9 protein-coding genes are annotated in these 24,716 nt (G+C 57.8%); all 9 read left to right on the top strand.

The features are described 5' to 3' along the window. Positions 1–85 precede the first annotated feature (85 nt). The 9 genes from OMR58_RS11775 (at position 86) to OMR58_RS11735 (ending at position 24,104) form a co-directional block, all read left to right on the top strand. Entirely contained in the window at positions 86–7,534 is a 7,449-nt protein-coding gene (locus tag OMR58_RS11775; RefSeq protein ID WP_264546010.1) for a non-ribosomal peptide synthetase, read from the top strand. Then, positions 7,531–8,571, top strand: coding sequence for a hypothetical protein (locus OMR58_RS11770; protein WP_264546009.1), 1,041 nt, complete (start codon positions 7,531–7,533; stop codon positions 8,569–8,571). The genes OMR58_RS11775 and OMR58_RS11770 overlap by 4 nt, the downstream gene beginning before the upstream one ends. Beyond that, entirely contained in the window at positions 8,568–10,790 is a 2,223-nt protein-coding gene (locus OMR58_RS11765) for a bifunctional Gfo/Idh/MocA family oxidoreductase/class I SAM-dependent methyltransferase (protein ID WP_264546008.1), read from the top strand. The genes OMR58_RS11770 and OMR58_RS11765 overlap by 4 nt, the downstream gene beginning before the upstream one ends. Further along, a complete protein-coding gene (locus tag OMR58_RS11760; RefSeq protein WP_064170437.1) occupies positions 10,783–11,493 on the top strand; it encodes a VOC family protein in 711 nt (236 codons plus the stop codon). Before OMR58_RS11765 ends, OMR58_RS11760 begins: the two co-directional genes overlap by 8 nt. Beyond that, positions 11,493–12,893 (top strand): FAD-binding oxidoreductase, encoded by a 1,401-nt coding sequence (locus OMR58_RS11755; protein WP_264546007.1) that lies wholly within the window; start codon positions 11,493–11,495, stop codon positions 12,891–12,893. The genes OMR58_RS11760 and OMR58_RS11755 overlap by 1 nt, the downstream gene beginning before the upstream one ends. After that, positions 12,890–18,301, top strand: a complete 5,412-nt coding sequence (locus tag OMR58_RS11750; RefSeq protein WP_264546006.1) for a non-ribosomal peptide synthetase — start codon at positions 12,890–12,892, stop codon at positions 18,299–18,301. The genes OMR58_RS11755 and OMR58_RS11750 overlap by 4 nt, the downstream gene beginning before the upstream one ends. Continuing rightward, entirely contained in the window at positions 18,298–20,064 is a 1,767-nt protein-coding gene (locus OMR58_RS11745; protein ID WP_264546005.1) for an ABC transporter ATP-binding protein, read from the top strand. The genes OMR58_RS11750 and OMR58_RS11745 overlap by 4 nt, the downstream gene beginning before the upstream one ends. Continuing rightward, positions 20,061–21,794 (top strand): ABC transporter ATP-binding protein, encoded by a 1,734-nt coding sequence (locus OMR58_RS11740; RefSeq protein WP_264546004.1) that lies wholly within the window; start codon positions 20,061–20,063, stop codon positions 21,792–21,794. Before OMR58_RS11745 ends, OMR58_RS11740 begins: the two co-directional genes overlap by 4 nt. 153 nt (positions 21,795–21,947) lie before the next feature. Beyond that, positions 21,948–24,104 (top strand): TonB-dependent siderophore receptor, encoded by a 2,157-nt coding sequence (locus OMR58_RS11735; protein ID WP_264546003.1) that lies wholly within the window; start codon positions 21,948–21,950, stop codon positions 24,102–24,104. Positions 24,105–24,716 lie beyond the last annotated feature (612 nt).

Genomic DNA, 24,716 nt, shown 5'->3' with positions numbered 1-24,716 from the left:
ATATTTGCGGCAAAACGTTAAGCCACCGCTGCGATATAAATTTTCTTAATGGCTTTATGATGTAATTGAGAGAAGGACAAGGACTATGGCAAGTACCCTTCAGCACAAAATCTGCACAGATATGGCCCCCTTTCTCCCCGGCATTTTGCCGGATCGACTCGCTAATGACTGCGACCTGATCGGCCTCGGGCTCGACTCACTGGCGATGATGAAACTGGCCGCTATGTGGCGTCGGCAAGGTTACGATGTGTCGTTTGCCCGCTTGATTGAACAGCCACGCCTGGATGCCTGGCTGGCTTTGATGACGAAACAAACACCACCCGCGGAGCGGGAAAAAAAGGCCGTGTTGCCAGGCACACATGAAAACGAACCTTTCCCTCTGGCGCTCATGCAGCATGCATACTGGGTGGGACGCGACAGTGCTCAGCATCTGGGGGGCGTTGCTGCGCATTTCTACCATGAGTTCGATCTACCGCAACTGGATGTTGCACGTCTGGAAAATGCGGTACATCAGTTGCTTGCCCGTCACGGAATGCTAAGGGTGGCCATTCTGGAGGAGGGGCAGCAGCAGGTTCTTGAGCACCCGCAGTGGCCCGGGCTTAGGGAATATGATTTACGCCAGGAGACAGCAGATACCGCCACCTTGCGAATGGAGGCGATTCGCGCCGCGCTGTCACATCGCCAGCTAAATATTGCACAAGGCGAGGTGTTTGATGTGCGTGTGACGCATAAGCCCGCCGCCCTCGGTGGTGGCTGCCGCCTGCATTTTAATCTCGATATGATCGCGGCGGATGCCATGAGCCTGCGCGTTCTGTTGGACGATCTGGCGAGGCTCTATCTGGAGCCGCAACAGCCGCTGCCTGTGCTGGATCTCTCCTATTGCCAGTATCAGCAACTGCGCCACGCCTGGCTGCAGGAACCGCAGCAGCAGGCGCGCTACGCACAAGACAAGCAGTGGTGGCTGGAGCGTTTAGCCGATTTGCCTGGCGCACCGATGTTGCCCAGCGTTGGGTTAAACCCGGACAGTGCGCAGCAGACGGTGGTCCGTCGCCATCGCTGGTTTGATGCCAGGGCCCGTCAACAGCTGGAGGCCAGTGCGCGTGAACATCAACTGACCTCGCCGATGATGATTGCCGCTGCGTTTGCCGAAGTGCTGACCCAGTTCAGTGACGACGAAGATTTCATTCTTAACCTGCCGTTGTTCAACCGTGAACCGCTGCACACCAGCGTACCTGCGCTGGTGGGAGATTTCACTTCGTCAGTGTTGCTGGCGTGGCGGGGCAGCAACCCCGGCAGTTTCCTTGAACGCGCGCAACGCCTGCAACAGCAGTTCCGTCAGGATGCGGCACATGCCTGTTTTTCCGGCGTAGAAGTGCTGCGTGAAGCGGCACGCGTGCGCGGTCAGCAGCAGTTTGCTCCCGTGGTATTTACCAGCGCTTTGGGACTGGGAGAGCTGTTCAGCGAACGCGTCCAGCAGGCCTTTGGGCAGCCCGGCTGGATTGTTTCACAGGGGCCACAGGTGTGGCTGGATGCACAAATTACCGAGTTAAATCAAGGTGTTCTGGTGAACTGGGATGCGCGTGAGTCCCGTTTTCCAGCGGGTATGCTTGATTTGATGTTCAATCAATTTACAGGGCTGATTGAGGCACTCATCGCCAGTGAGCAGGCGTGGCAACAGCCGGTGCAGAGTGCGTTACCCTCAGCACAACAGGTCGTACGCCAGCGGGCGAATGCCACCGATGCCCCTTTACCTGAGAGCGATTTGCACAGCGCTTTCTTTCGTCTGGCACAGCTGCAGCCGGAAGCTCCCGCGTTGTTTGGACCCCATCAGGTGCTCAGTTATGGTGAGTTGGCTGAACGTGCACGCCGCCTGGCGACGCATCTGCTCAATCAGGGCGTGCAGCCAGGGGAACTGGTGGCGATCGCTTTGCCCAAAGGACCGGAGCAGATCATTGCGGTGTTGGGGGTACTTGCCAGCGGTGCTGCGTGGTTACCGCTCAACCACCTGCAACCGGAGCAGCGCATTAAAGCCATCCTGCAAAATGCCGGGGTGAAACAGGTTATTGACCAACTACCGGATGAAGATTCGCGGCTCCCTCTGGCGGAAGTCACTCACAGCGATCCGCAGCATCTGGCTTACGTTATTTACACTTCTGGCTCAACCGGCACGCCGAAAGGGGTGGAGATCAGCCATCTGGCAGCTAAAAACACCATCGACGATCTTAACCGCCGCTATCCACTGGGCGATCGCATGCGCACTCTGGCTGTGTCGGCGCTGAGCTTTGACCTGGCGGTGTACGATATCTTCGCGCCGCTGTCAGTGGGTGGGGCGGTGGTATGCATTGAGGATGAGAGCTGGCGCGACGCGCAGCGCTGGGTGACGTTGATACGGCAGCATCAGGTCAGCGTACTGAACTGTGTGCCCGCCATTGCGGAGATGACGTTCACCAGTGCCGCTGCGGATAACCTGACGTTACCACTCAGGATTGTGCTGCTGGGCGGCGACTGGGTCCCGCTTGATCTGCCGAAGAAGTTACGCATAGTCGCTGAACAGTGTCGCTGTATTGCGCTGGGCGGCACGACTGAAACGGCGATCCACTCGACGGTTCAGGAGATCACCACTGTGCCGGCTGAATGGCGCTCGGTGCCTTACGGATATCCGCTTAACAACGTTCGTTGCCGTGTCGTGGACAGCCTGGGCCGGGATCGCTGTGACTGGGTCAGCGGTGAACTGTGGATTGGCGGCGCAGGCGTTGCGCTGGGCTATCGCCACGATCCCGAGCGTACCGCCGACCGTTTTGTCGTAGAGAACGGTGAACGCTGGTATCGCACCGGCGACTTAGCACGCTATCACCCCAGTGGCTCTCTGGAGTTTCTGGGGCGGCGCGATCATCAGGTGAAAGTGCGGGGCTACCGTATTGAGCTGGGCGAAATTGAATCCGCGCTGATTTCCCACCCAGGCGTGGCACGCGGCATTGTTCTGCTCGATGATGAACAACATCTGGTGGCGGCCTATACCAGCCAGCAGCCGGTGGAGAGTGCGGCGCTGCGTCAGCATCTGCAACGTTATCTGCCGCAGGAAATGGTACCGGAACGACTGGTGGCACTGTCTGAACTTCCGCTCAGCCACAACGGCAAAATTGATCGCAATTTACTGCGACAGTTACTGGCCGACCTTACACCGGAAACTGCCCATACCTACGAGGCTGCCTTGCCAGGTGTAGAACAACAGGTGGCTGCGATCTGGCATAAAACACTCGGTATATTACCGGGTCGTCAGGATAATTTCTTCATGGCAGGCGGTGATTCACTGCTGGCTACCCGTGCCGTGGCAGAACTTCGTCGCCAGGGATTTAGCGATGTTACCCTTTCAAAACTCTTTGCTCATCCGGTATTGGCAGATTTCTGCCAGACATTGCGCGGCAATCAACCGACAACCGCCACGCCTGCCATCGTTCATGATGCTAACGGGCGTTACGACACCTTCCCGCTGACGGATGTGCAGCAGGCTTACCTGTTTGGCCGGGAAAGTGAGTTTGCGCTGGGCGGCATTGGCTGTACGTTCTATCGTGAATTTGAGGTTAATCATCTGGATCTCGCACAACTGGAACGCGCGGTGAACCAGTTGATTGTGCGCCATGACATGCTGCGGGCGGTATTCAGTAACGGCCAGCAGCAGGTTCAAAAAGAGGTGCCGCACTATCAGATCCCGCTGTTCAACCAGCCGTGTGAAGATAACGTTGGTCTGCAACGCGCAGAATATGCCTCACACAGCTTCGATCCGCAGCACTGGCCGCTCTTTAGCGTCAGCGTGGCGCAGCGGGGTGAAGCGTATCGAGTGGCAATTGCTATCGACAACCTGATCCTTGATGCGCTCAGTATCCTGTTGTTCTATCAGGAACTGGACGCGCTCTATCATCAGCGTTCGTTGCCGACTGTCCCCGCTATTCAGTTCCGTGATGCGCTACTGGCACGCCTGCCACAGCAGACGCAACGTGAGGCTGCCTGGGACTGGTGGCGGCCACGTCTCGACCACCTGCCGCTGGCTCCGCAGCTACCGCTGGCCCGGCAACCTGAAGCGATATCGGTACCGAAGTTTACCCGCCGTGAGTACTGGCTGGGTTCGGATCGCTGGCAGCAGCTGATACAAAAAGCCCGCCAACACGGTGTAACACCTTCAGCGGTGATGCTCAACGCATTTGCGACAGTACTGCGGCGCTGGAGCCATCAGCCGGACTTTACCCTCAATTTGACCCTGTTTGATCGTCCTGAAGGCCACGATGATATGACCCGGGTGATGGGTGATTTCACTTCGCTGGTTTTGGTGCCGTGTCGTCATGCCGACGGCGGCTGGCTGGATGAAGTTTGCCAGGTACAACGCGATATGTGGAGCGCGCTGGATCACCGTTCGCTCTCAGCCGTTGAGGTACTCCGTGAACTGGCTCGTCTGCATCAGGCGCCTGAACTGGTGATGCCGGTGGTGTTTACCAGCGCTTTGGGAATTAGTGCAGAACCGGAGCAGGGCATCTTCAGTCAACCCGTTTATGGCCTGTCACAAACGCCGCAGGTCTGGCTGGATCACCAGTTAACCGAGCTGGCAGGCGGTGTCTCGCTGGTCTGGGATGCGGTAGAGGCTCTGTTCCCGGCGGGTATGCTGGATGCGATGTTCACCGCCTATCAGCAGCTCATCCATCATTTATGTGACCATAACTGGCTGCAGTCGCTTCCCGACCTCTTGCCTGTGCCCCAGCGTCAGGTGCGAGAGGCAATCACTGCCGCTGCACATCACCCCTATGTAGCGGAAACATTGCATCACGCTTTTTTCCAGCAGGCCAGTCAGACACCGCAGCAGGTGGCGTTGATTTGGATGCAAGAGCAACAAACCTGTCAGCTTTCTTATGCTGAGCTGGCACAGCAGGCGCTGAAACTGGCGCACTGGTTGCAACTGCAGGGGACGCTGACGGGCGATAGGGTGGCGATTTCACTGCCGAAAGGCCCGCAGCAGGTGATCGCGGTGCTGGGGGTGTTGGCTGCGGGGGCCAGTTGGGTACCGATTGGTATCGATCAGCCACAGGCACGCAAACAGGCGATTTTGCAAAGGGCTGACGTACGGCTGATGCTCGATCAGGACACGCCCTTGACCGGCGATCAGGCTGTGCAGACGGAAGTCGCGGCGTTGGCTCATCCGGTAGCAATATCCCCCCAACAGCTGGCGTATGTCATCTTCACATCTGGCTCGACCGGAGAACCTAAAGGCGTTGAGATGTGCCACGCCGCCAGCCATAACACGGTGCACGATTTGCGCCAGCAACTGGCGATACAGCCGCAAGACCGCATTCTGGCGCTCTCGGCACTCGATTTTGATCTTTCGGTATTTGATCTGTTTGCGCCGTTAGGCTGCGGGGCTGCGCTGGTGATGGTGGATGAGGAGTACCGTCGCGATGCAGCTAACTGGATACACTTAATGCAAACTCATCGGGTCACCCTGTGGAATTCGGTGCCAGCGCTGCTGGAGATGCTGCTGACAGCCGCGCAGAACGTCACGTTGCCTGCGCTGCGGGCGTCGTTGATTTCCGGTGACTGGATCCCCCTGTCGCTGCCAGAGAGATTACAAATGAGCGCCCCGGGATGTCGTTTACTGGCGCTGGGGGGGGCCACCGAAGCCGCTATCTGGTCAAACATTTTCCCGGTGACCACGATCAAACCTGACTGGCGTTCGATCCCATATGGTTACCCGCTACATAATCAGCGCTGGCGTGTGCTTAATGCGGTCAATGCCGATTGTCCTGACTGGGTGGAAGGCGAACTGCTCATCGGCGGTGCAGGTCTGGCTCGCGGCTATCTCGGCGAGCCAGCGCTGACTGAGGCTCGTTTCCCTGTGCTTGATGGTGAGCGCTGGTATCGTACCGGCGACCGCGGCCGCTACTGGCCAGACGGTACGCTGGAGTTCCTGGGTCGACTGGACACGCAAATGAAGCTGCGCGGCCATCGCATTGAGGCCGGTGAGGTTGAACAGGCATTGCAGACGCTTAAAGGCATTGACCAGGCGGTGGTCTCATTGTGGCACGATGGCATCACACAGCGACTTGTAGCTGCCGTCGCCCCCCACACTCCTACCTGTGTCGAGCAGGATGAGGTATTCCATCCTGACAGTACTCAACGCGGTCTGCTGCAGTATGAATCGGCGGTGGCCGAACACATTCTGACGGAGCTCCTGCAACTGCCTGCGGAAGTCGGTGCAGTCTGGCAAGTGAACGCGCTTCAGCCCGATGAAAAGGGCGAGCAGGTGCTGCAGCTGTGGCTGAAATGGCTGGTGTCGCGTGGTGTGGTTCAGCCACAGGATACACACTACATTGCCACCGGAACCGCTGCCGTGATAGCCAGACCTGAAACGGCGCAGATCGTTGCGGCGCGCACCCGTTATGCCAGCTGGCGCGCCATGTTGCGGGGTGAGCAGGACCATGTCGCACTGCTGACCGACAGCGTATTCAGCCCTGCCAGCCTGTCGGCCGCGGATGATGAGACGCGGCAATGGTTGTCACAGCTGGCGCTGCATGTTAACAGCCTGCACCACCAGAACGGCAAGCCGATCAACATCGTGGAACTCAACGGGGCCAGCGGTCAGCACAGTGCTGCGCTGCTGGCGCGCCTGCCGCAGGGCAGCGTGCATTACACCTTGCTGGAATCCTCCCCATTGGCGCTGGAGCAAGCGCGGACTCAACTCGCAAACAGCGGTCATCAGATCGATTTCATGTTGCTGAATGAACTGTATGTGCCGGAAGAACTGCAAAACTCGGCTGACATCGTGCTGGCGGCGAATGCGTTGCACCGCTACATCCAACCCTTACATGGGCTGAAGGCAGCTTCTCAGTTGCTGAGTCCTACAGGAGAGCTGTGGATGATGGAGCGCCAGTGCCTGACACCGGTTGCCATGATCAGCGCCGGGCTGCTGGCGGGAGGATATGGCAATAGCAGAAAAGATCCGCTGCGTACTGGCGCGGTATGGCTGCAACGAGCTCAGGCCAGTGGTTTTACATCCTGTGAGTGCAACCTCAGCGGTCTCGCCGCCACTTTAACTCTACGCCCTTCACATCATCATACGCTGCCCGATAACTGGTCGAGTCAGCTGGCGGAAAAACTGCCCAAAGCCATGGTGCCGGAGCGGTTGGTTCTGCTGACACATCTGCCATTGACCGCAAACGGTAAGGTTGATCGTAAGCGCCTGCAATCACTGTATGACAATCTGCCCAGGTCACAACAACAGCAGGAAACACTCGGTGAAACTGAAGAAAAACTCGCTCAGCTATGGGGAACATTACTTGGCATTACGCCGCACATCGGCCGCCAGCAGGGCTTTTTTGAATTAGGGGGGGATAGTTTGCTGGCCACACGCCTGATTAACCTTATCCGTGATGAATTTGCCGTCGATATCGCGCTGCGAAAAATCTTTAGCGCACCGGGCCTGCAGGCAATGGCTGCCGGGATTGAGGCACAGCAGGCTCAGGCTGCCACCATGGAAGGAGGTGTTCTGTGATTGGTATTTTGGGAGGATTTGGTGCCGTAGGCAGCGAGGTCGCACGTATCCTGCATCAGTGGGGGGAAACTTCGCTGCGCGTGGGAGGGCGTCACCCGCAACCTGTCGCCTGGGCCCAAAGCTGCTATGTGGATGTGAGTGACGAAGAAAGTCTCATGGCTTTCGCCACCGACTGTCGGTTGATCGTGAACTGTGCTGCGCCTTCGGCACGGCTGTCACAACAGGTGGCGAACCGACTGCATGCCGCAGGTATTCCGCTGGTTGACGCAGGAGGAATTGATTGTCCGGCAGCGTTAAAACCTCCGGTTGGACGGCATCCGGGCAGCGCGTTGTTCGCAGCAGGCGCATTGCCAGGCTTGTCCGGCATTCTTCCTGTGTGGCTGGCGCGTACGCTTGACCGCGTCGATGCGTTGCATTGCTGGTTTGGCGTGTTTGATCGTTTCACCCCAGGCGGAGCAGAAGACTATCTTGAGGGTGTGCTGCGCACGCCAGCCTCTCAGCATACCCTGCCGCGGCGACAGTCCAACGTCATCCTGCCTTTCTTTCCACGCCCGGTGCTGCTGCTGCCGTATGAAGATGAGGAGTCGCTCCGGGTCACCGAACAACTGGCGCTTCGTTACAGTCGATGGTATCTCGCGCTTGATGGTGAACACCTGGTCCGCGCGTTAGAAACAGCGCGTGTATTACCACGAGAGGCAGCAATACAGGCGGTGGTGGAGGGGGCGACACTGGATGTGGCGGGTCGACATGCATGGGTTAACTTTTTGATCCAGGTAGATGGCGTGCGTCAGGGCACCAGCACCACGTTAACCTTATTGCTGAGAGCGCCGGGCATTGCTCAGTTAACCGCCGCCTGCGCGGCGGCATGCGCTAAATGGCTGCTGAAGTCACCTGAGCCGGTCGTGGGGCTGGCAGCCGAATGCATCGATACCGAAGCGTTCATGCTGCTGTTCTGCCAGGAGCAAACCGGTATTGATATTGAGTTGTTTGACCGCGGGATTGAGCATTTAAACGAAATGAGCGGAGGTGCGCTATGAACGCGGTCCCGTTAAAGGTGCTGGTGTGTGGCTCCACTTTTGGCCAGTTCTGGTTGGCAGCACTGCAGCGTTATCCACTGCGCTTTAAAGTGGTGGGGCTACTGGCGAGCGGCAGCGCACGTAGCCGTGATTGCGCGCAACGCTATGACATTCCGCTCTACACCGATATCGCCTCATTACCTGAAGACATTGACCTGGCCTGCGTGGTGTTGCGTGCTACCGTGATGGGCGGTGCAGGCAGCGTTCTGGCACAGCAACTGATGGCCAGGCGCATTCATGTCATTCAGGAGCAGCCCGTACATCATGATGAGGTGGTGGCGAACCTGCGCTCAGCGCGTGAATTCGGTGTGCAGTATCGGGTTGGCAACCTCTATCCACATCTGCCGGCGGTGCTGCAGTTCATTCAGTCTGCCCACCGCCTACTGCGGCGGCAAAAGCTTCAGTTTATTGATGCTGCGTGTGCCAGCCAGGTGGCGTTCCCACTGATCGCGATACTGGTGGAAGCCCTTGGTGCACCTCGCCCGTGGCAGTTTCATGCCCAGGCGCAATTACCAGAGGCACCTTTCCAGGTGGTGCAGGGACAGTTGGCCGGAATCCCCTTAACGTTGAGTGTACATAACGAAGTCGATCCGCAGGACCCTGACAACCATTTCCAGCTGTTGCAACAGATCACGCTGGGCTTGCCCGCGGGACGGTTATCGTTGATCGATACACATGGACCCGTGATGTGGTTCCCGCGTTTGCATATCCCTGAGGCGGTAAAACGCGACCGCGATTTTAGCAGCCCGCAATCAGCACATCTGATGGAAGAGACCAGCGCCATTATCGGAGAGGTCCAGCGTGCCAGCTGGCGCACCACACTGGCGGAACACTGGCCAGAAGCCATTACCCAGGATTTACTGGCACTGGCGGAGAGCATCCTGTCTCCTGATGCCCCCCGCTGGAGTCCGCAATCCCTGTTAGCTCAGTGTCAGATGTGGCAGGCGCTGACCAAAACACTCGGCTATCCGCGCCTCAATCCAGACCAGCGGTTTGAACCTCTGGCGCGTACCTTGCTGCCTGTCACCACCGGGCTGGAACGCAAAGCCACCCCACAGTGGGATTTTACCCAGCGGGCAGAGCTGCTGGTGAGTGGCATTACTGCTCAGCAGGTGACGGATTTTGTCGTGCGGATGGATGAAGCTTGCCTGAACGCCATGCTGTTTAGTCTGCAACAGGGAGGCGCGTTGACGCATCCCGATCAGGGTCACGACCTGCCAGGTATTTTGCAACAACTCCAGGTGGCCGAAGCGCATCGCGCCCTGATTGGACGCTGGCTGATGCTGCTGGCCGATGCCGGTCTGGTGATGCAACGAGGCGCGCACTACTTTAGCCGACGAACGATCGGCTATACCGAGCTGCATCACAGCTGGCAGGCGGTGCACAGGGTGTGGGACAACCGCCTGGGCTCTGCCACTTTTATCGATTATCTGTGGCAAAACGCGGAAAAGCTGGGTGAGCTGATGCGCGGCGAACAGAAGGCGGCACTGTTGCTGTTCCCGGAAGGCCGTAACGATATAGCCGATGCGGTCTATCGCCATACCATCACCGCCCGTTATCTCAACACCCTGATTGCCGACTGGGTCCTGAAGCAGCTCAGCCAGCGAACGGCACCGCTAAAAGTCCTGGAGATTGGCGCAGGCACCGGTGCCACCACCGAACGGGTACGGGAACGGCTGCATGAGGTGTATGGGGAAACGCCGCCGCTCAACTGGCTGTTTAGCGATGTCTCACGCTTTTTCCTGGTGAATGCGCAACAGCGCTATAGCCATCTCTCCTGGCTCTCGACTGCACTGATCGATATTGACCGCCCCCTGACCGAACAAAGCGTCGCTGCAGATTCCCAGGATCTGCTGGTAATGGCGGGGGTACTGAACAATGCACAGAACAGCGAGCAAACCATTCGTTGGCTGGCTGAGGTGTTACAACCGGGCGGTGTCATGTTAATCACCGAACCGACGCGGGAACATCTGGAAATTCTCACCTCACAGGCCTTTATGATGCCGCCACCACAGGATGACCGGCAGCGCAGTGAACAGCGTTTTCTCTCACCAGAGCAGTGGCAGGATCTGCTACAGCGCGCCGGGTTGATTTGTGAGGCTTGCCTGCCCGACGAGGGGCATGTGCTCGCACCGCTCGGACAGTGTCTGTTTATCGCGCGGAGGCCAGGCAATGCTTAGGTGCAGCCATATTCTCTGTAAAGTCGATAACATTCGTGCCTGCGTAGCCCAGCTTGAACAGGCTGGGTTCAGCGTGCAGTGGGGGGGCGATCCGGCTCGAGCACACAATGCGCTGGTGTGGTTTGAAGAGGGGCCGTTTCTGGAGTTCTTTGAACTGCCGCGTTGGTTCCGCTGGCTGAGCTATCCCTTTGGCTGGCGCTTCGGTTCCAGCGCCGGTCAGCGTCTTAGAGATTGGGCGCAGGCTGGCGAGGGCTGGTGTGATGTGGCTCTGGAACCTGAACAGTATCAGCCCGAAGCGCCACTTAGCCTGGATAACGTCAGCCAGCATTTGCGTCAGCAGGCGCTGGCAGGTTCGCGCGTCGTAAACGGCAGCCGTAAATCGGTACAGGGTGAAAGGGTGAACTACTGCTTTATGATGCCGCGCGGTAACCATCTGCCGTTTATCGTCTCTCATTACCACCCGCTGCAGCGGCCGGTTTGCGTCCGGCATGCCAATGGCGCACGCGCCGTGGCCCGGGTGGATTTTCATATACCGCTGCCCAGCCACTGCCAGTTGCAACGCCTGTTGCCTGCGGACCGCTGGCTCAATAGTCAGCACGGTGAGCGGCGCTATGTCAGCAGCGTGGTTTTACAGGGGTGGCAGGCACTACCGCAGACATCCGAATTTATTCAGTCGTTATTTAACCCGTCGCAGGAGGCGTAATGCGCGAGCTATTTTCTGCCTTACAGCAGGTGCTGGAAGGGGATTTATTGTTGCCGCAGCATGCGGAATACGAAGTTGCACGCCGGGTACGCAACGCCCGTATTGACTGCCGGCCCACCGCGATTGTGCGCTGTGTCAGCGTGCAGGATATTCAACAGTCACTTCAACTGGCGGAGACTCAGAAATTGCCGGTTGCGCTGCGAGGTGGTGGCGCTCACGTGGCCGGTTACGGCACCTGTCAGGATGGGCTGGTGCTTGATCTGTCCCGCATGAATCAGATCACTATTGACCCGGATAAACGCCTGGCGCACGTCGCCCCTGGGACCACCTGGGGCGAACTGGATGCGGCAACACAGGCGTACGGTCTGGCGGTACCCGGCCCGCGTAATCCCACGATCGGTATCGCCGGGCACACCCTGGGCGGCGGCGTTGGTGACCTGTCGCGCCAGTTTGGCCTGACCAGCGATAACCTGGTGAGCTGCGAGCTGGTTACGTTGTCCGGTGACGTGCTTGAAGTGAACCCACAGCATGATGCTGAACTGTTCTGGGGTTTGCGCGGCGCGGGCGCCAATTTTGGCGTGGTATCGCGTTTTACGTTTCAATTGCATCCCGTTGAGGGCGTTGTGGCCGGCGTGCTCGCGTGGCCCGCACGGGACATTCCTGTTGTGTTGCGCCGGGCACGTAACTGGCTGGCGCAGGCACCGGATCAGGCCTCGTTGATAGCCCTTGTCTGGACGGCACCGCCGCTGCCATTTTTGCCAGAATCACTGCATTTTGAGCGCAGTATCATGCTCATTCCCACCTGGTTTGGTGCGCCAGAGCAGGCGGAACAAGTGCTTGCGCCCCTCAAGGTGGGCGCGTTGTGCGACACGCTGCAACCGATGCGTTACGTCGATTATCAGCGCCTTCTGCCCTCGGCGCCCAACTACCTACAGCAGCATGTTTACAACCGTGGCGAACTGCTGCGTGAACTGGATGATGACACGCTCGAACGACTGCTGGCGCTGTTCCAGCGTGCTGGTCCGAATTTCTCGCTGGTGTTTGGTGCACTTGGCGGTGCCATTGCCCGTGCCCCGGCGGGCGCAACCGCGTTTGCTCATCGAGATGCCAACTGGTTTGTTGAAGTCTGTGCCCAGTGGTACGGCGAACCCGATAACCCAGCGATGCTGGCACCCGCCATTGAGGCCTGGCAACAGCTGCAAGAGGTGAGCTGCGGTCCTTACGCCAACCTGCTGCCTGACCATGAACCGCGTTGGGCGCAGGCCACGTATGGCAGCGGCTGGGCACGCCTGGCGGCACTCAAACAGAGATTCGACCCGACTAATCGCCTGCGTTTTAACGTCAATATTCCGCCCCGGTCATCCCGCGTGATGGCTCAGGGCAAGGAGGATTTAGCATGACTGACCATTCCATCGCCTTTGAACTGCTTCAACGCCTGCGCAACCGTGGCGCACAACTGTGGGAGGAGCAGGGCAAGCTAAACTACCGTGCGCCGCAGGGTGTGATTTCAGCGGATGATTTACACACGCTGAAGGCCCATAAAGCCAATGTGTTAGCCATTCTCGCCGGAGAACAGCAGCAGACCACGCTCATAGCCGATGAGACTGCGCGCTTCGCACCGTTTCCACTAAGCCAGGTGCAGGCGGCGTATCTGGTCGGGCGTAATGATGCCTTTGGCTATGGCGGTGTGGCCTGCCATGTTTATCTGGAGGTGAATTATCCACCGTTGCAACATGCCAGAGTCAGCGCTATCTGGAATGAGCTGGTCGCACGACACGATATGCTGCGCGCGGTATTTGATCGCAGTGGCAGCCAGCGCGTTTTACCCGATGTGCCGGAACTGATCATTGACTGCGCGAGTAGCGGAGCAGAGCAGGGCGAAGCGCTGCTGGACAGCGTGAAGCAGCAGATGGGGCATCGACTGTACCAGCCCGAGCAGTGGCCGCTGTTCAGCCTGAGTCTGTCGCAGTTGCCGGCACGCAGCGTGCTGCATTTGTCGATGGACTTCCTGATTGCCGACTGGGCCAGTATCTGGCTATTGCTGGGCGAGTTTGAAGCGCGTTACCAGCATCCTGACCAGCCGCTGCCTCCGCTAAAGATTCAGTTCCGCGATTATCTGCTGGCGGAGCGCGGCAGGGATGAGTCACCGGCGGCCCAACGCGATCGTGCCTGGTGGCAGCAGCGTATTCCTCAGTTGCCCGCCTCGCCGCGGCTCCCGTTGCTTGATACACAGGAACGACAGCCCGCACGCTTTACACGACGTTTTTTGCAACTGCCGGAGGAACGCTGGGCGGCACTCAAACAGCAGGCGGCGCAGTGCGGTATTACCCCTACAGCGGCGGTGTTAACCGCCTATGCCAGCGTGCTGCAGCGCTGGTCTGCCAGCGAACACTTCTGCCTGAATCTGACGGTACTTAACCGCCAGCCGCTGCATGAGCAGGTGGATCGTCTGGTGGGCGATTTCACCTCGGTCAGCCTGCTGGAGGTCGATCAACGCCGTCCAATGAGCTGGGCGGAGCGTGCCAGCGCCATCAGCCAGCAATTGTATGATGACCTGGATCATCGCCTTTGTTCCGGCGTCGAGGTGATCCGTGAACTGGCTCGCGCCAAAGGGCGCGATTACGCTTTGATGCCTTATGTTTTTACCAGTGCTATCGGCCTGGTGCCTGCCGATGCGGAAAACGCGTTGCAGGGCAAACTGGATGGCCGTGGCATTACCCAGACGCCGCAGGTGTTTATCGACTGTCAGGCGATGGACAGTGCTGCCGGTTTACAGGTCAACTGGGATGTGCGCGACGGGGTATTCCCGTCGGGGATGATCGACGATCTGTTTGCGAGTTTTGAATCATTGCTGAATGCCATGGCGCAAGAAGATGCGATTTGGCAGCAGACCGCGCAGGTTGCACTCCCCGAGTGGCAACGTGAACAACGGTTGCAGGTCAATGATACCCGCGCACCGCTACCCGAAGGCGGGCTGCACCAGCCATTCTTCGCACAGGCTCACCTGACCCCGGATGCGCTGGCGGTGATCGATTCCCAGCAGCAGATGACTTACCGTCAACTGGCGGACGCAGCCTTGCGCATTGCCGGCCATCTGCAACGGCACGGCGTTGCCATCGGCGAACCGGTCGCGATCACGCTGGAAAAAGGCGTAATGCAGGCGGTGGCGGTGTTGGGTGCCATGGCGGCGGGGGCGGTCTGGGTGCCAGTCGATGTCTCACAGCCGGCGGAACGTCGCCGGCAAATTCTGGCAAACGCGGGTATCCAACGGGTGCTGACCCAGCAACAGGTAGTGGAGTGCGGCGTCGGTGGAGAGTGGCGTATTGATGTGGATGCACTGAACGGCAGCGAGCCTCTGCTGGACCCGCACGCCTCGCGCAGTAGCGATGCGGCCTATATCATCTACACCTCTGGTTCCACCGGCCAGCCCAAAGGGGTGGTGATGGGACATCAGGCGGCACGGAATACGGTTGAAGATATCAACCGACGTTTCGCCGTGCGGGCCACCGACCGCGTGCTGGCGCTGGCGCAACTCGGCTTTGATTTGGCGATTTATGATCTGTTCGGGCCGCTGAGCGTGGGTGGCGCGGTAATCTATCCTGAACCGGCGCGCGCCACCGATCCCTCGCACTGGATTGAACGCATCGAATCACAACAAGTGACTCTCTGGAACAGCGTGCCTGCGCTGATGCAGATGCTGGAGAGTGCGCTCCAGCACCAGCAACTGGCGAGTTTGCGACTGGCATTACTCTCAGGTGACTGGATCCCTTTAACGCTGCCGGAATCACTGGCGACGCGTCTGCCACAGCTTCAGCTGGTAGCGCTCGGTGGTGCGACTGAAGCAGCCATCTGGTCTAACTATCACTGCTGGCAGGGCCGTGATGCCACGTGGGGCAGCATCCCTTACGGTCTGCCGCTCAGCAATCAGGGCTTCCGCGTGCTGGATGAAAACATGGCGGATTGCCCTGTGTGGTTGCCTGGCAATCTTTACATCAGCGGTGCAGGGCTGGCGCAAGGCTATCTTAAAGATGCGGAGAAAACTGCGCGCCACTTTATCCATCATCCGCATGATCAACAGCGACTGTACTGGACCGGCGATCGCGCCCGCTATCTGCCGAACGGTGAACTGGAATTTCTTGGCCGCGCGGACAATCAGCTCAAAATCAAAGGGCACCGCATCGAACCCGGGGAAATCGAAGCGGCGCTTAGCGCTTTACCGGGCGTGGAGAGAGCTTGCGTGGTGCCCCATGGCGAAGGTAACCAGCGGCAACTTCTGGCATTAGTCAGCGCGCAGCGTCAACCAGCGAACCCCGTGGATTACGCCCGCCTGACCGAGCTTATTGATACCGCAACCGCAGATCTTGTGCAGGACATCACCGCCACGCAGTTACAACAGGCGATGGCAGCCCTGGATGCTGTGGTGTTACAACAGATGCGTGGCACGCTGCAAGCATATGGTCTTAATGCTGAATTCAGTGAAGCTCAGCTACGAGAAACACCCGTGAATACTCGCTTCTTCTGGCTGGTGCGCCGCTGGCAAGCGATGCTTGCGCAGGCTGGCGCTTTGCCTGATTACAGCTGGCAGCAGGTCGATGCGATGTGGCAGCCTCTGCTCGATGGCCCGGCATTTCTGGCTTACATCCGCAGCAACCTGGAGAATCTCGCCGGGCTGCTCGAAGGGCGTGTTGATGCTCAGAAGCTGCTGTTCCCGCAGGGGCAGCTGACTAACGTGCAGGCGCTGTATCGTGAAAATCTGATGGCGAAGTACCTGAATCAGGCTGTCAGTGCCCTGACGAGCCTGATTGCGCAGCAGCGCGTCCAGCGGCCTTTACGTATCCTCGAAGTTGGCGCAGGCACTGGCGGCACGACGGCGGATGTGCTGGCAGCGTTGGGCGAGCAGGCGATTGAATACCACTTTACTGATGTGGCGGCCTTCTTCCTGCCTGAAGCACGTGCCCGCTACGGCCAACGAGAGGGCATGCATTTTGGCCTGCTGAATATTGACGATGATGTTCGCACGCAGGGCTATTATCCGGAGAGCTTCGATATTGTGCTGGCCGCCGGGGTACTGGAAAACGCCCGTGACCAACGCCGGGCACTGGAAAATATCCAGTTACTGACCGCGCCACAAGGCTGGGTGATCCTGACGGAGCCGACGCGTGAATGTCCGTGGATCATGGCTTCTCAGGCATTCATGATGACGCCACCGGAAGACAGCGAACGTCAGCAGGAGAGCTATCTTGATCAGCATGGCTGGCAGGCGCTGATGCAATCGGTCAGCGGTGATCCGGTGCTGTGCCTGCCTCAGCCAGGTCACGTGCTGCATCAGCAGGGCTTCCATTTGCTGGCACAACAAATCAAACGCGATCGTCTGCCGCTGTATCCGCAAGTGCTACTTGATGCGCTGCAACAGAAATTACCGCGCTATATGATCCCGGCGCAGATTCAGTCGGTTGCAGCGCTGCCGCTAACGGCAAACGGAAAAGTGGATCGTAATACAGTCATCAACTGGTGGGTAGAGGAGACTGCAGAGCATGACACGCCGCCAGGCCTGCAACCGCAGGGGGATGCGCTTGAGCAGTTGCTGTGCCAGCATTGGGCTGAAGCGCTGGGAGTTAAACAGATCGCGCTCGACCAGGATGTGTATAACCAGGGAGCTGACTCGCTGATCATGGCACGCATGGCAGGCAAGCTGCGGCAGGTGCTGGCCGCTGATCCCTGGCAGATGGGAGAGATACCCTTTGATACTTTGCTGCGTCATATGCTGAATGGCCCAACGGTACGCGCGCTGGCGCAGGCTATCCGTTCGCAGCATGCGCCTGATTCGGCTGCCGCAGCGCCTCAGGCCGGGGAAAAACTGCAGTCAGAAATCGAGGGACGGGCTGAGGGCAGCAACGGTATTCTGCTGCCGATGGGGGGCGGGAGCGAAGGCCCGCTGCGGGTGGTGTTCCATGCCGGCCTGGGTACCATGGATTGCTTCCGCCCGATGCTGGCGGAGCTGGAGAAAGATCCGCGTGGGCCGGTCATCGGCATTGTGATTGCCGATACCGCACAATATTGCGCCTTATCCCCACAACAGGCGGTTGAGCGGATGGCAGATGATTACGCACAGCGCCTGCTGGCCACCGGACATAGCCGCTTCCAGCTGATTGGCTACTGTCTGGGCGGGTTGTTTGCGGTAGAAGTGGCGCGTCGCCTCAGCGAGCAGGGCGCAGAAATCGCTGACCTGGTGCTGATCAGCAGCCATCCGGTGTTGTTCGAGGTGCAGGATGATCTGATGATCGAATCGCTGTTTATCCCCAATCTGCACATTACGCTGGCGCAGGCCGGTTTCGGTGAGGTCGATGGCGATGCATTAGTGAAGGGCTTTATGCAGGTGATTGAGCAACATCATGGCCGCATTCCGCAGGGTGCGCTGGCGCAGTTACCCGGCGCGGCGGGCTTGTTTTTCCAACAGATGCAGGCATTACCGATTGAAGAGCGTTTTGCGCGTTATGTCGCGGGTGTTGAACAGTTCACCGGTCAGCAGATGCCCACCGAAATGGCACTGGGCCTGTTCCGCGTGTTCCGCCAGAGTTTCCATGCCGCGCACTTCACCCCCAGCACTTATGTCGGCGATATCCGCTTCCTGTTGCCCAATCAGGGCTCTGGGTTCGCACCGGGTATGGATGACAATACGCTGAACTTCTGGCGTAACGTCTGCCTGGGCGATCTGCAGGTCACTGCGATTGCGGGTAATCACTTCAGTTGCATCGATACGCCTAACGCACAAGCCGTGGCGCAGCGGGTGAATGAGGGGCTGAAATGAAGTTACTGGGCCAGCCTGGCAGGTTAGTGGCAAGCGTGCCGAAGGTGGCGCGCTCACTTAACCTGGCACTTCTTTTTGGCAGCGTGGCGGGCTTGCTCAACGTCAGCGGCATAGCGCTGCTGACATGGGCGGTGACGCCATTACTGTCTGTCCCGATGTTACCACCGTCGTCATTTATCGCCCTCACCGGCAGTGTGCTGCTGTTGGTGCTGGCGTTCTGGTTGCGCTTACAGGCAGAAGCACGGGCCCACGAAGCCAGTTATCAATTAGAGGAAGCGCTGCGCGAGCGACTTGTGGAGCACCTCAGCTGTTTGCCGCTTGGAGTGGTACAGCAATGGGGCAGTGGGCGGTTACGTAAAATACTCCAGGAGGATGTTAAAGCGCTGCACATTGCGGTGGCGGATGCGGTGCCGTTTATCGGTGCCAGTCTGAGTCAACCGCTGGCCGCGCTGCTGGTGCTGGCGCTGGTGCAGTGGCGGCTGGCACTGGTGGCGTTGCTGTTTTTGCCGATTAGCCTCGTGTGTATGGCAATGATGGCGCGTGAAAATCCCCAGCAGCGTAGCCGATACAATGAGGCCAGTGAGTCAGTCAATGCCGGGGTGATTGAGCTGGTGCAGGGTATGGCGGTCATGCGTACCTTTGATAATGGCGCCGCGGGTTGGCGGCGCTTTAACGCGCGGCTGCAACAGTTTACGTCGGCGGTGGAAACCTGGATGGCAGGCAGCAAAGTGCCCTGGAAAATCAATCGCCTGGCAGGTGCCGCGTTACCGACGGCTGCGGTGCTGATGATAGCAGGTTTTGTGCTGTATCAAGCCGGGCAGGTTACCCTGGCGCAGTGGCTGCTGGCGTTGATGTTGGGTACGTTGCCCATCAAAGCGCTCGAACCGTTAGTGCACCTGGCTAACTATCTGAATGACGCTGGCGCGGCCTCAGGTCGCATTGAAGAGGTTCTGCGGGAGGCCGTGCTACCAGAGCCACTACATCCGCAACAACCGCAAGGACACGCACTCAGCCTGAACAAGGTCAGTTTTCACTACCCGGATCAGCCGCAGTCTGCACTCAGCGACGTGTCATTCACGCTCGCAGCGGGAACACGCTGTGCCATTGTCGGGGCTTCCGGTTCGGGAAAATCGACGCTGGCGCGCCTGATCCCGCGTTTTTATGACGTGACAGAGGGTAGCATTACGCTGGGGGGGTGCGATATCCGCCAGATGCGCAGTGATGTGTTGTTGAAGCAGATGGCGCTGGTATTACAGGAGCCGTTTCTTATCAGTGGCACGCTGGAGGAAAATTTACGACTGGCCGCGCCCGAAGCCAGTGATGCAGCGTTGCAGCGCGTCATGGCCGCGACGGGGGTGAGCGAGATCGTTTCGGCGCTACCACAAGGATTAAACACGCAGATCGGTGAGCGAGGGAGCTCGTTATCGGGCGGCCAGCGTCAGCGTGTGAGCCTGGCCCGCGCACTGCTGAGCAATGCGCCCGTGCTGGTGATGGATGAAGCAACCTCTTATCTCGATGCACACAACGAAAGGCATATTCAGCAGGCACTGGCGCAACTCGCGCCGGATCGCATTGTGATCACTATTGCTCATCGTTTGCAGACGGTCATCGACGCGGATGTGATTGTGGTGATGCACAAAGGCAGAGTGGCTGAGCAAGGCCGTCATGCTGACCTGCTGAATCAGGGGGGTTATTACGCGCGGCTGTGGCAGCACTATCAGCTTGCCAGTCAGTGGACGTTAAAGAGCGAGGGAGAAGCATGATGCGCATTTATCACAACATGATCGCGGTGGCAGGGGAGTTCGCTGCGCCATTTCGCCGGACGTTAGCGTGTGCGGTGGCGGCGGCGATGTTGCAGGCCGCGGGCTGGATTATCACACTGCCGCTGTTTTCGCTCGTTTTAACACCGGGCGCACTGCCCGTGCGTGACATCCTGAGCTGGCTGGTGGTGCTTATTGTCTTGCTGCTGCTTGAAGGCATGGTGCGCTGGCGTGAAATGGCTTTTGTCTATGACTACTGGCATCGCGTGACGGAGGCCATGCGTCAGCGGCTGGCACATCGCTTGCGTGCCATGTCGCTGGAGCAGCTGGCCCAGCGAAAAAGCGGCGATCTGGCAACGATCCTTGGCAATAACGTCACCTTTGCGGCAACGGCGCTCTCTTCACTGGCTATGCTGGCGATTCAACTGGCGGTGGTGCCTGCGGTGGTGCTGGTGTTGATCTTCATGCTGGACTGGCGTCTGGGGGCGCTGGTTCTGGCGGGAACAGGACTCATCGTGCCGCTGATACGACGGGCACAGCGTGATGCCAATCAGGACTTTCTGCGCATTGATGAAGTGGATGCGGCAGCCAGCGCTGCCATTGTTGAGTATGTGCAGGGGCAGGCGATGTTACGTGCCAGCAGCCGATCTGGCCTGAACGCGCCTTGTTTACGCGGGGTTTTTGCTCACCAGCATCAGGTGCAGCACCAAAGCGGCAATTCTGCGCGGCTGATTGCCAAAGCACAACTGATCATCCAGCTCACTCTGGTGGCTACCGTCGCGTTGGGGATGGGATTATGCGCAACGCAACAGTTGCCGCTGGCATCACTGCTCTGCCTGACGGTGCTGGTGGCGCAACTGGTCGAGCCTCTGACATTGGGGCTTTCCATGGTGCGCCTGTTTGAACTGGCGGACGCGGCGTTGCAGCGGGTGAATGCGGTGCTCAACGAAGCGGATCTGATCACTGAACTGCCATTCCACCAACCACAGCATTTTGCGATTACGCTGAACAATGTCAGTTTTCACTATCAGCAGCAGGAAAAACCTGCACTCCAGAATGTGACGCTACACATTGCGGAAAAATCCCTGACAGCCTTGGTCGGCCCCTCGGGCGGGGGGAAAACCACGCTAACCCGATTGATGAGCCGCTTTGCCGATCCACAGCAGGGCACTATCACGTTGGGAGGTGCGGAGTTAAAGCATATCCCCCCCGATCAGCTATTAGCACAGGTTTCGGTGGTCTTTCAGGATGTGTGGCTGATGGACGATACGCTGGCGAATAACATTGCGTTAGGTAAACCGCACGCCACGCAGGAGGAGATCGTCAACGCTGCACGTAAAGCGCATATTCACCACGTCATTGAAAGTCTTCCGCAGGGCTATGAGACACGGGCGGGTGAAGCGGGGAGTGCGTTGTCGGGTGGAGAGCGCCAGCGGGTGGCGATTGCGCGTGCCATTCTTAAAGATGCTCCGGTCGTGTTACTGGACGAGCCTACGTCATCGCTGGACAGTGAATCTGAATACCATGTACAGCAAGCGATAGACGCACTGGTGGCGGATAAAACGGTGATGATTGTGGCGCATCGTTTATCCACCATTCGCGCAGCCGACCAAATTGCCTTTATTGAGCAAGGCCGCTGCGTTGAGTGTGGCGATCACGCCAGCTTAATGGCCATAAAGGAGGGGCATTATCGGACATTAATTGAGGCTCAGCATCCTACCCACGACAGATAATCCTTTCTCTTCAGGCACTCACAGTAATATCGAGTGCCTCCATTCCCCCCTGTACTGACAACAAAAAAAACAGAATAGATGACTACGCGTTAATTGTTATGTTATAACATTGCAAATAATTATCATTTCACCTTTTAGGGGGTTTGGGACCTTATGCAAAACAGGGCACGGAAATGGTCATCGCTGAAACCACTCAGCCTGGCCTTGATGGCAATCATGGTGGCATCGCAGGCCAGTGCAGAAGAGACGATGAATGTCGTCGCCGAATCTGCCGACAGCAGTGGATTGGTCGCAACGCACAGTCAGAGCGCAACCAAAAGTGATACGCCATTACTGGAAACACCTCAGTCGATCTCAGTGATTACTCGTCAACAGATGGATATGCAGAACGTTCGCTCTTTAAATGAAGCGCTGCGTTACACACCAGGCGTGGCGGCGGAGCAATGGGGTGGGGTGAGTGCGTTTGACCAGTTCTCAATTCGCGGATTCAATTACGGCTCCACCGGATTTAACGATCAGTTTCTCGACGGATTGCGCATGAACAACGGGATTGTTTATGGCTATCAACAGGTTGACCCCTTCCTGCTGGAGAATATTACCGTGGTGCGTGGCCCGGCTTCTGTGCTGTATGGCCTGGCCAGTCCGGGTGGAATTATCGCGATGCAGAGTAAACTTCCCACTGCGAAGACCATTCGCCATGTTGAGCTGGAAGGGGGGAATCATCAGTATCAGCGCGGCTCTTTCGATTTTGGCGGAAAAGTCAATGATGACGGCACGGTACTTTACCGCGTGGTCGGGACGGTAACTACCAAAGAAGGTCAGGAGCGGGGCACCGAAATGCGGCGCTGGGCGTTAGCGCCTTCCATTACTTTTCAGCCTGACTACTATAACAAGCTCACGATTTATGCGCGTGCGCAAAATGATCCTAAAATGGCAGCCCAGACTTCCCTGCCTGTTGCCGGTACGGCCAAATACAATCCTAACGGTAAATTACCGACAGACGCTTATCCAGGCGAGCCGGATCACAATACCTTTTCGCGTAAGCAGGCCTCTGTTGGCTATAGCGCAGAACACTACTTTAATGATGACTGGGGCGTCACCCTGAATGGTCGCTACAGTCAGATGACATCAAAATATAACGCAGTGATTTTTGCCGGATTGCAGGACGATATGCGTACCATCAACCGATCAATCGCCGCTTCTGATGAGCATTTCAATACCATCAATCTCGACAATCAGCTGCACGGACATTTCACTACGGCGGATATTGATCATCAACTTCTGGTTGGCATGAGCTGGGATCGCTTTACCGGGCACGGCAATTACGCCGCTTCTTATGATGTCCCCACGCTGGATATCTACAACCCGGTTTATGGCCAGGCCATCTACGGCACACCTGAAAACTATCAGGATACGCGGCTGATGAATACACAGACCGGTTTGTATGCTCAGGACCAGTTGAGCTATGAAAAATGGCGCGCCACGGTGGGGGTGCGTCATGACTGGTCAAGCGTGCGTACCACTGACTTAATGGGTTACAGTGCAGATACCAAACAGCGTGATGAAGCCACAACCTGGCGTGCCGGTGTCAATTATCTGTTTGATAACGGTGTTGCCCCGTATTTCACATACGCTCAATCATTCCAGCCGACAAATTCCGTTGATGCTAACGGTAATGCATTTGATCCTTCGCGTGGTGAGCTATACGAGGCTGGGGTGAAGTATCAGCCCAAAGTGCTGCCAGCACTCTTTTCCATTGCCGCGTTTAACCTGACGCAGGATAAAGTACTGACCACCGATCCCAACAACATCAACTACTCGGTACAGGGCGGGAAGATTCGTTCCCGCGGCATCGAGTTAGAAGCGCGTGGCCAGCTGACTGACCAGTTCAGCATCATCGGATCCATGACCTGGCAGAATGTGGAATATACCCAGGACAGCAATCACGATGTCGTTGGGCGCACCCCACTGCGTATACCTACCCGCTTCGGTTCGTTGTGGGTCAATTGGGAAGCGCCGGAGTCCAGCTTTGCTTCCGGGTTTGGTGCAGGTGTTGGGGGACGTTTCAGCAATGGCACCAAAGGCGGAACGATGGAGAACCAGTTCAGCACCGCTGGCTATGGTGTGATGGATGCCGAAGTGCATTACGATCTGGGACATCTGACTCCCAATCTAAAAGGTGGAAAAGTTCAGGTCACCGCCCAAAACCTTACCGATCGTCAGTACGTCACCAGCTGCTTTACCGAATCTCAGGGCTGTTTTTATGGGGCTGAGCGTGCGGTGATAGCGAAGCTAAGTTGGGATTTCTAGTTATAACTTCACCAGACACCTGGCCATTCAGTACCAGGTGTCTGACGCTTACTCATGAGTTTCCGTCGAGATCAACGAGCGAACTGCAACCCGCTGGCAAAAGCGTGCTGAACCTGTTCAACTCATGAATGACATGTCAACCAAGCCTCTGATACTCGATGATCACCGCATGCGTAAGAGGAGCCTTATGGGAGAGATGCTGAGTGGCAAATTGAGCATACAAAACATCAATAGCGTGCCTGTTCATCAGTATGCCAAGTCAGTTCGCCGTCTGTTTGACGCGCAGCATCATTCCTTCTCACTGAAGCCATATCTAATCGTTCCGATATCCATGCTTTCAGAAAACAGCTGACCGGTGGTCGTCCGTCCCTGAAACGCCCGCATGACAGGAAACGGCGTGTGTCATTTCGTTCGGGTTGGGGGCTCTCCCTGAATGTCACATGGGGGTAATGTCGTGGCTGTACGGCGCCAAAACCCCCTGGGTCAACAGCCGCACACCGTCGCCCGCTACGCGCGACCAACCCCTTTAAGACTCGCGTTTTGCCTGTTTTTTCTCGCAAGCTTAAAAAAACGGGAACGCTGCTTTAGAGGGAGGGCACGTCTGGTCGGCAA

Source organism: Erwinia sp. INIA01 (genome assembly GCF_025947915.1).
Lineage (GTDB): Bacteria > Pseudomonadota > Gammaproteobacteria > Enterobacterales > Enterobacteriaceae > Erwinia > Erwinia coffeiphila.
Note: the sequence above shows the minus strand (reverse complement) of the source record. Positions and strands in the feature narration are given on the sequence as shown.

Bases quoted from the DNA above. Each gene is read 5' to 3' on its own strand.
- OMR58_RS11745 (WP_264546005.1), top strand. From the start codon at position 18,298: ATGAAGTTACTGGGCCAGCCTGGCAGGTTAGTGGCAAGCGTGCCGAAG.
- OMR58_RS11750 (WP_264546006.1), top strand. From the start codon at position 12,890: ATGACTGACCATTCCATCGCCTTTGAACTGCTTCAACGCCTGCGCAAC.
- OMR58_RS11740 (WP_264546004.1), top strand. From the start codon at position 20,061: ATGATGCGCATTTATCACAACATGATCGCGGTGGCAGGGGAGTTCGCT.
- OMR58_RS11775 (WP_264546010.1), top strand. From the start codon at position 86: ATGGCAAGTACCCTTCAGCACAAAATCTGCACAGATATGGCCCCCTTT.
- OMR58_RS11755 (WP_264546007.1), top strand. From the start codon at position 11,493: ATGCGCGAGCTATTTTCTGCCTTACAGCAGGTGCTGGAAGGGGATTTA.
- OMR58_RS11760 (WP_064170437.1), top strand. From the start codon at position 10,783: ATGCTTAGGTGCAGCCATATTCTCTGTAAAGTCGATAACATTCGTGCC.
- OMR58_RS11735 (WP_264546003.1), top strand. From the start codon at position 21,948: ATGCAAAACAGGGCACGGAAATGGTCATCGCTGAAACCACTCAGCCTG.
- OMR58_RS11765 (WP_264546008.1), top strand. From the start codon at position 8,568: ATGAACGCGGTCCCGTTAAAGGTGCTGGTGTGTGGCTCCACTTTTGGC.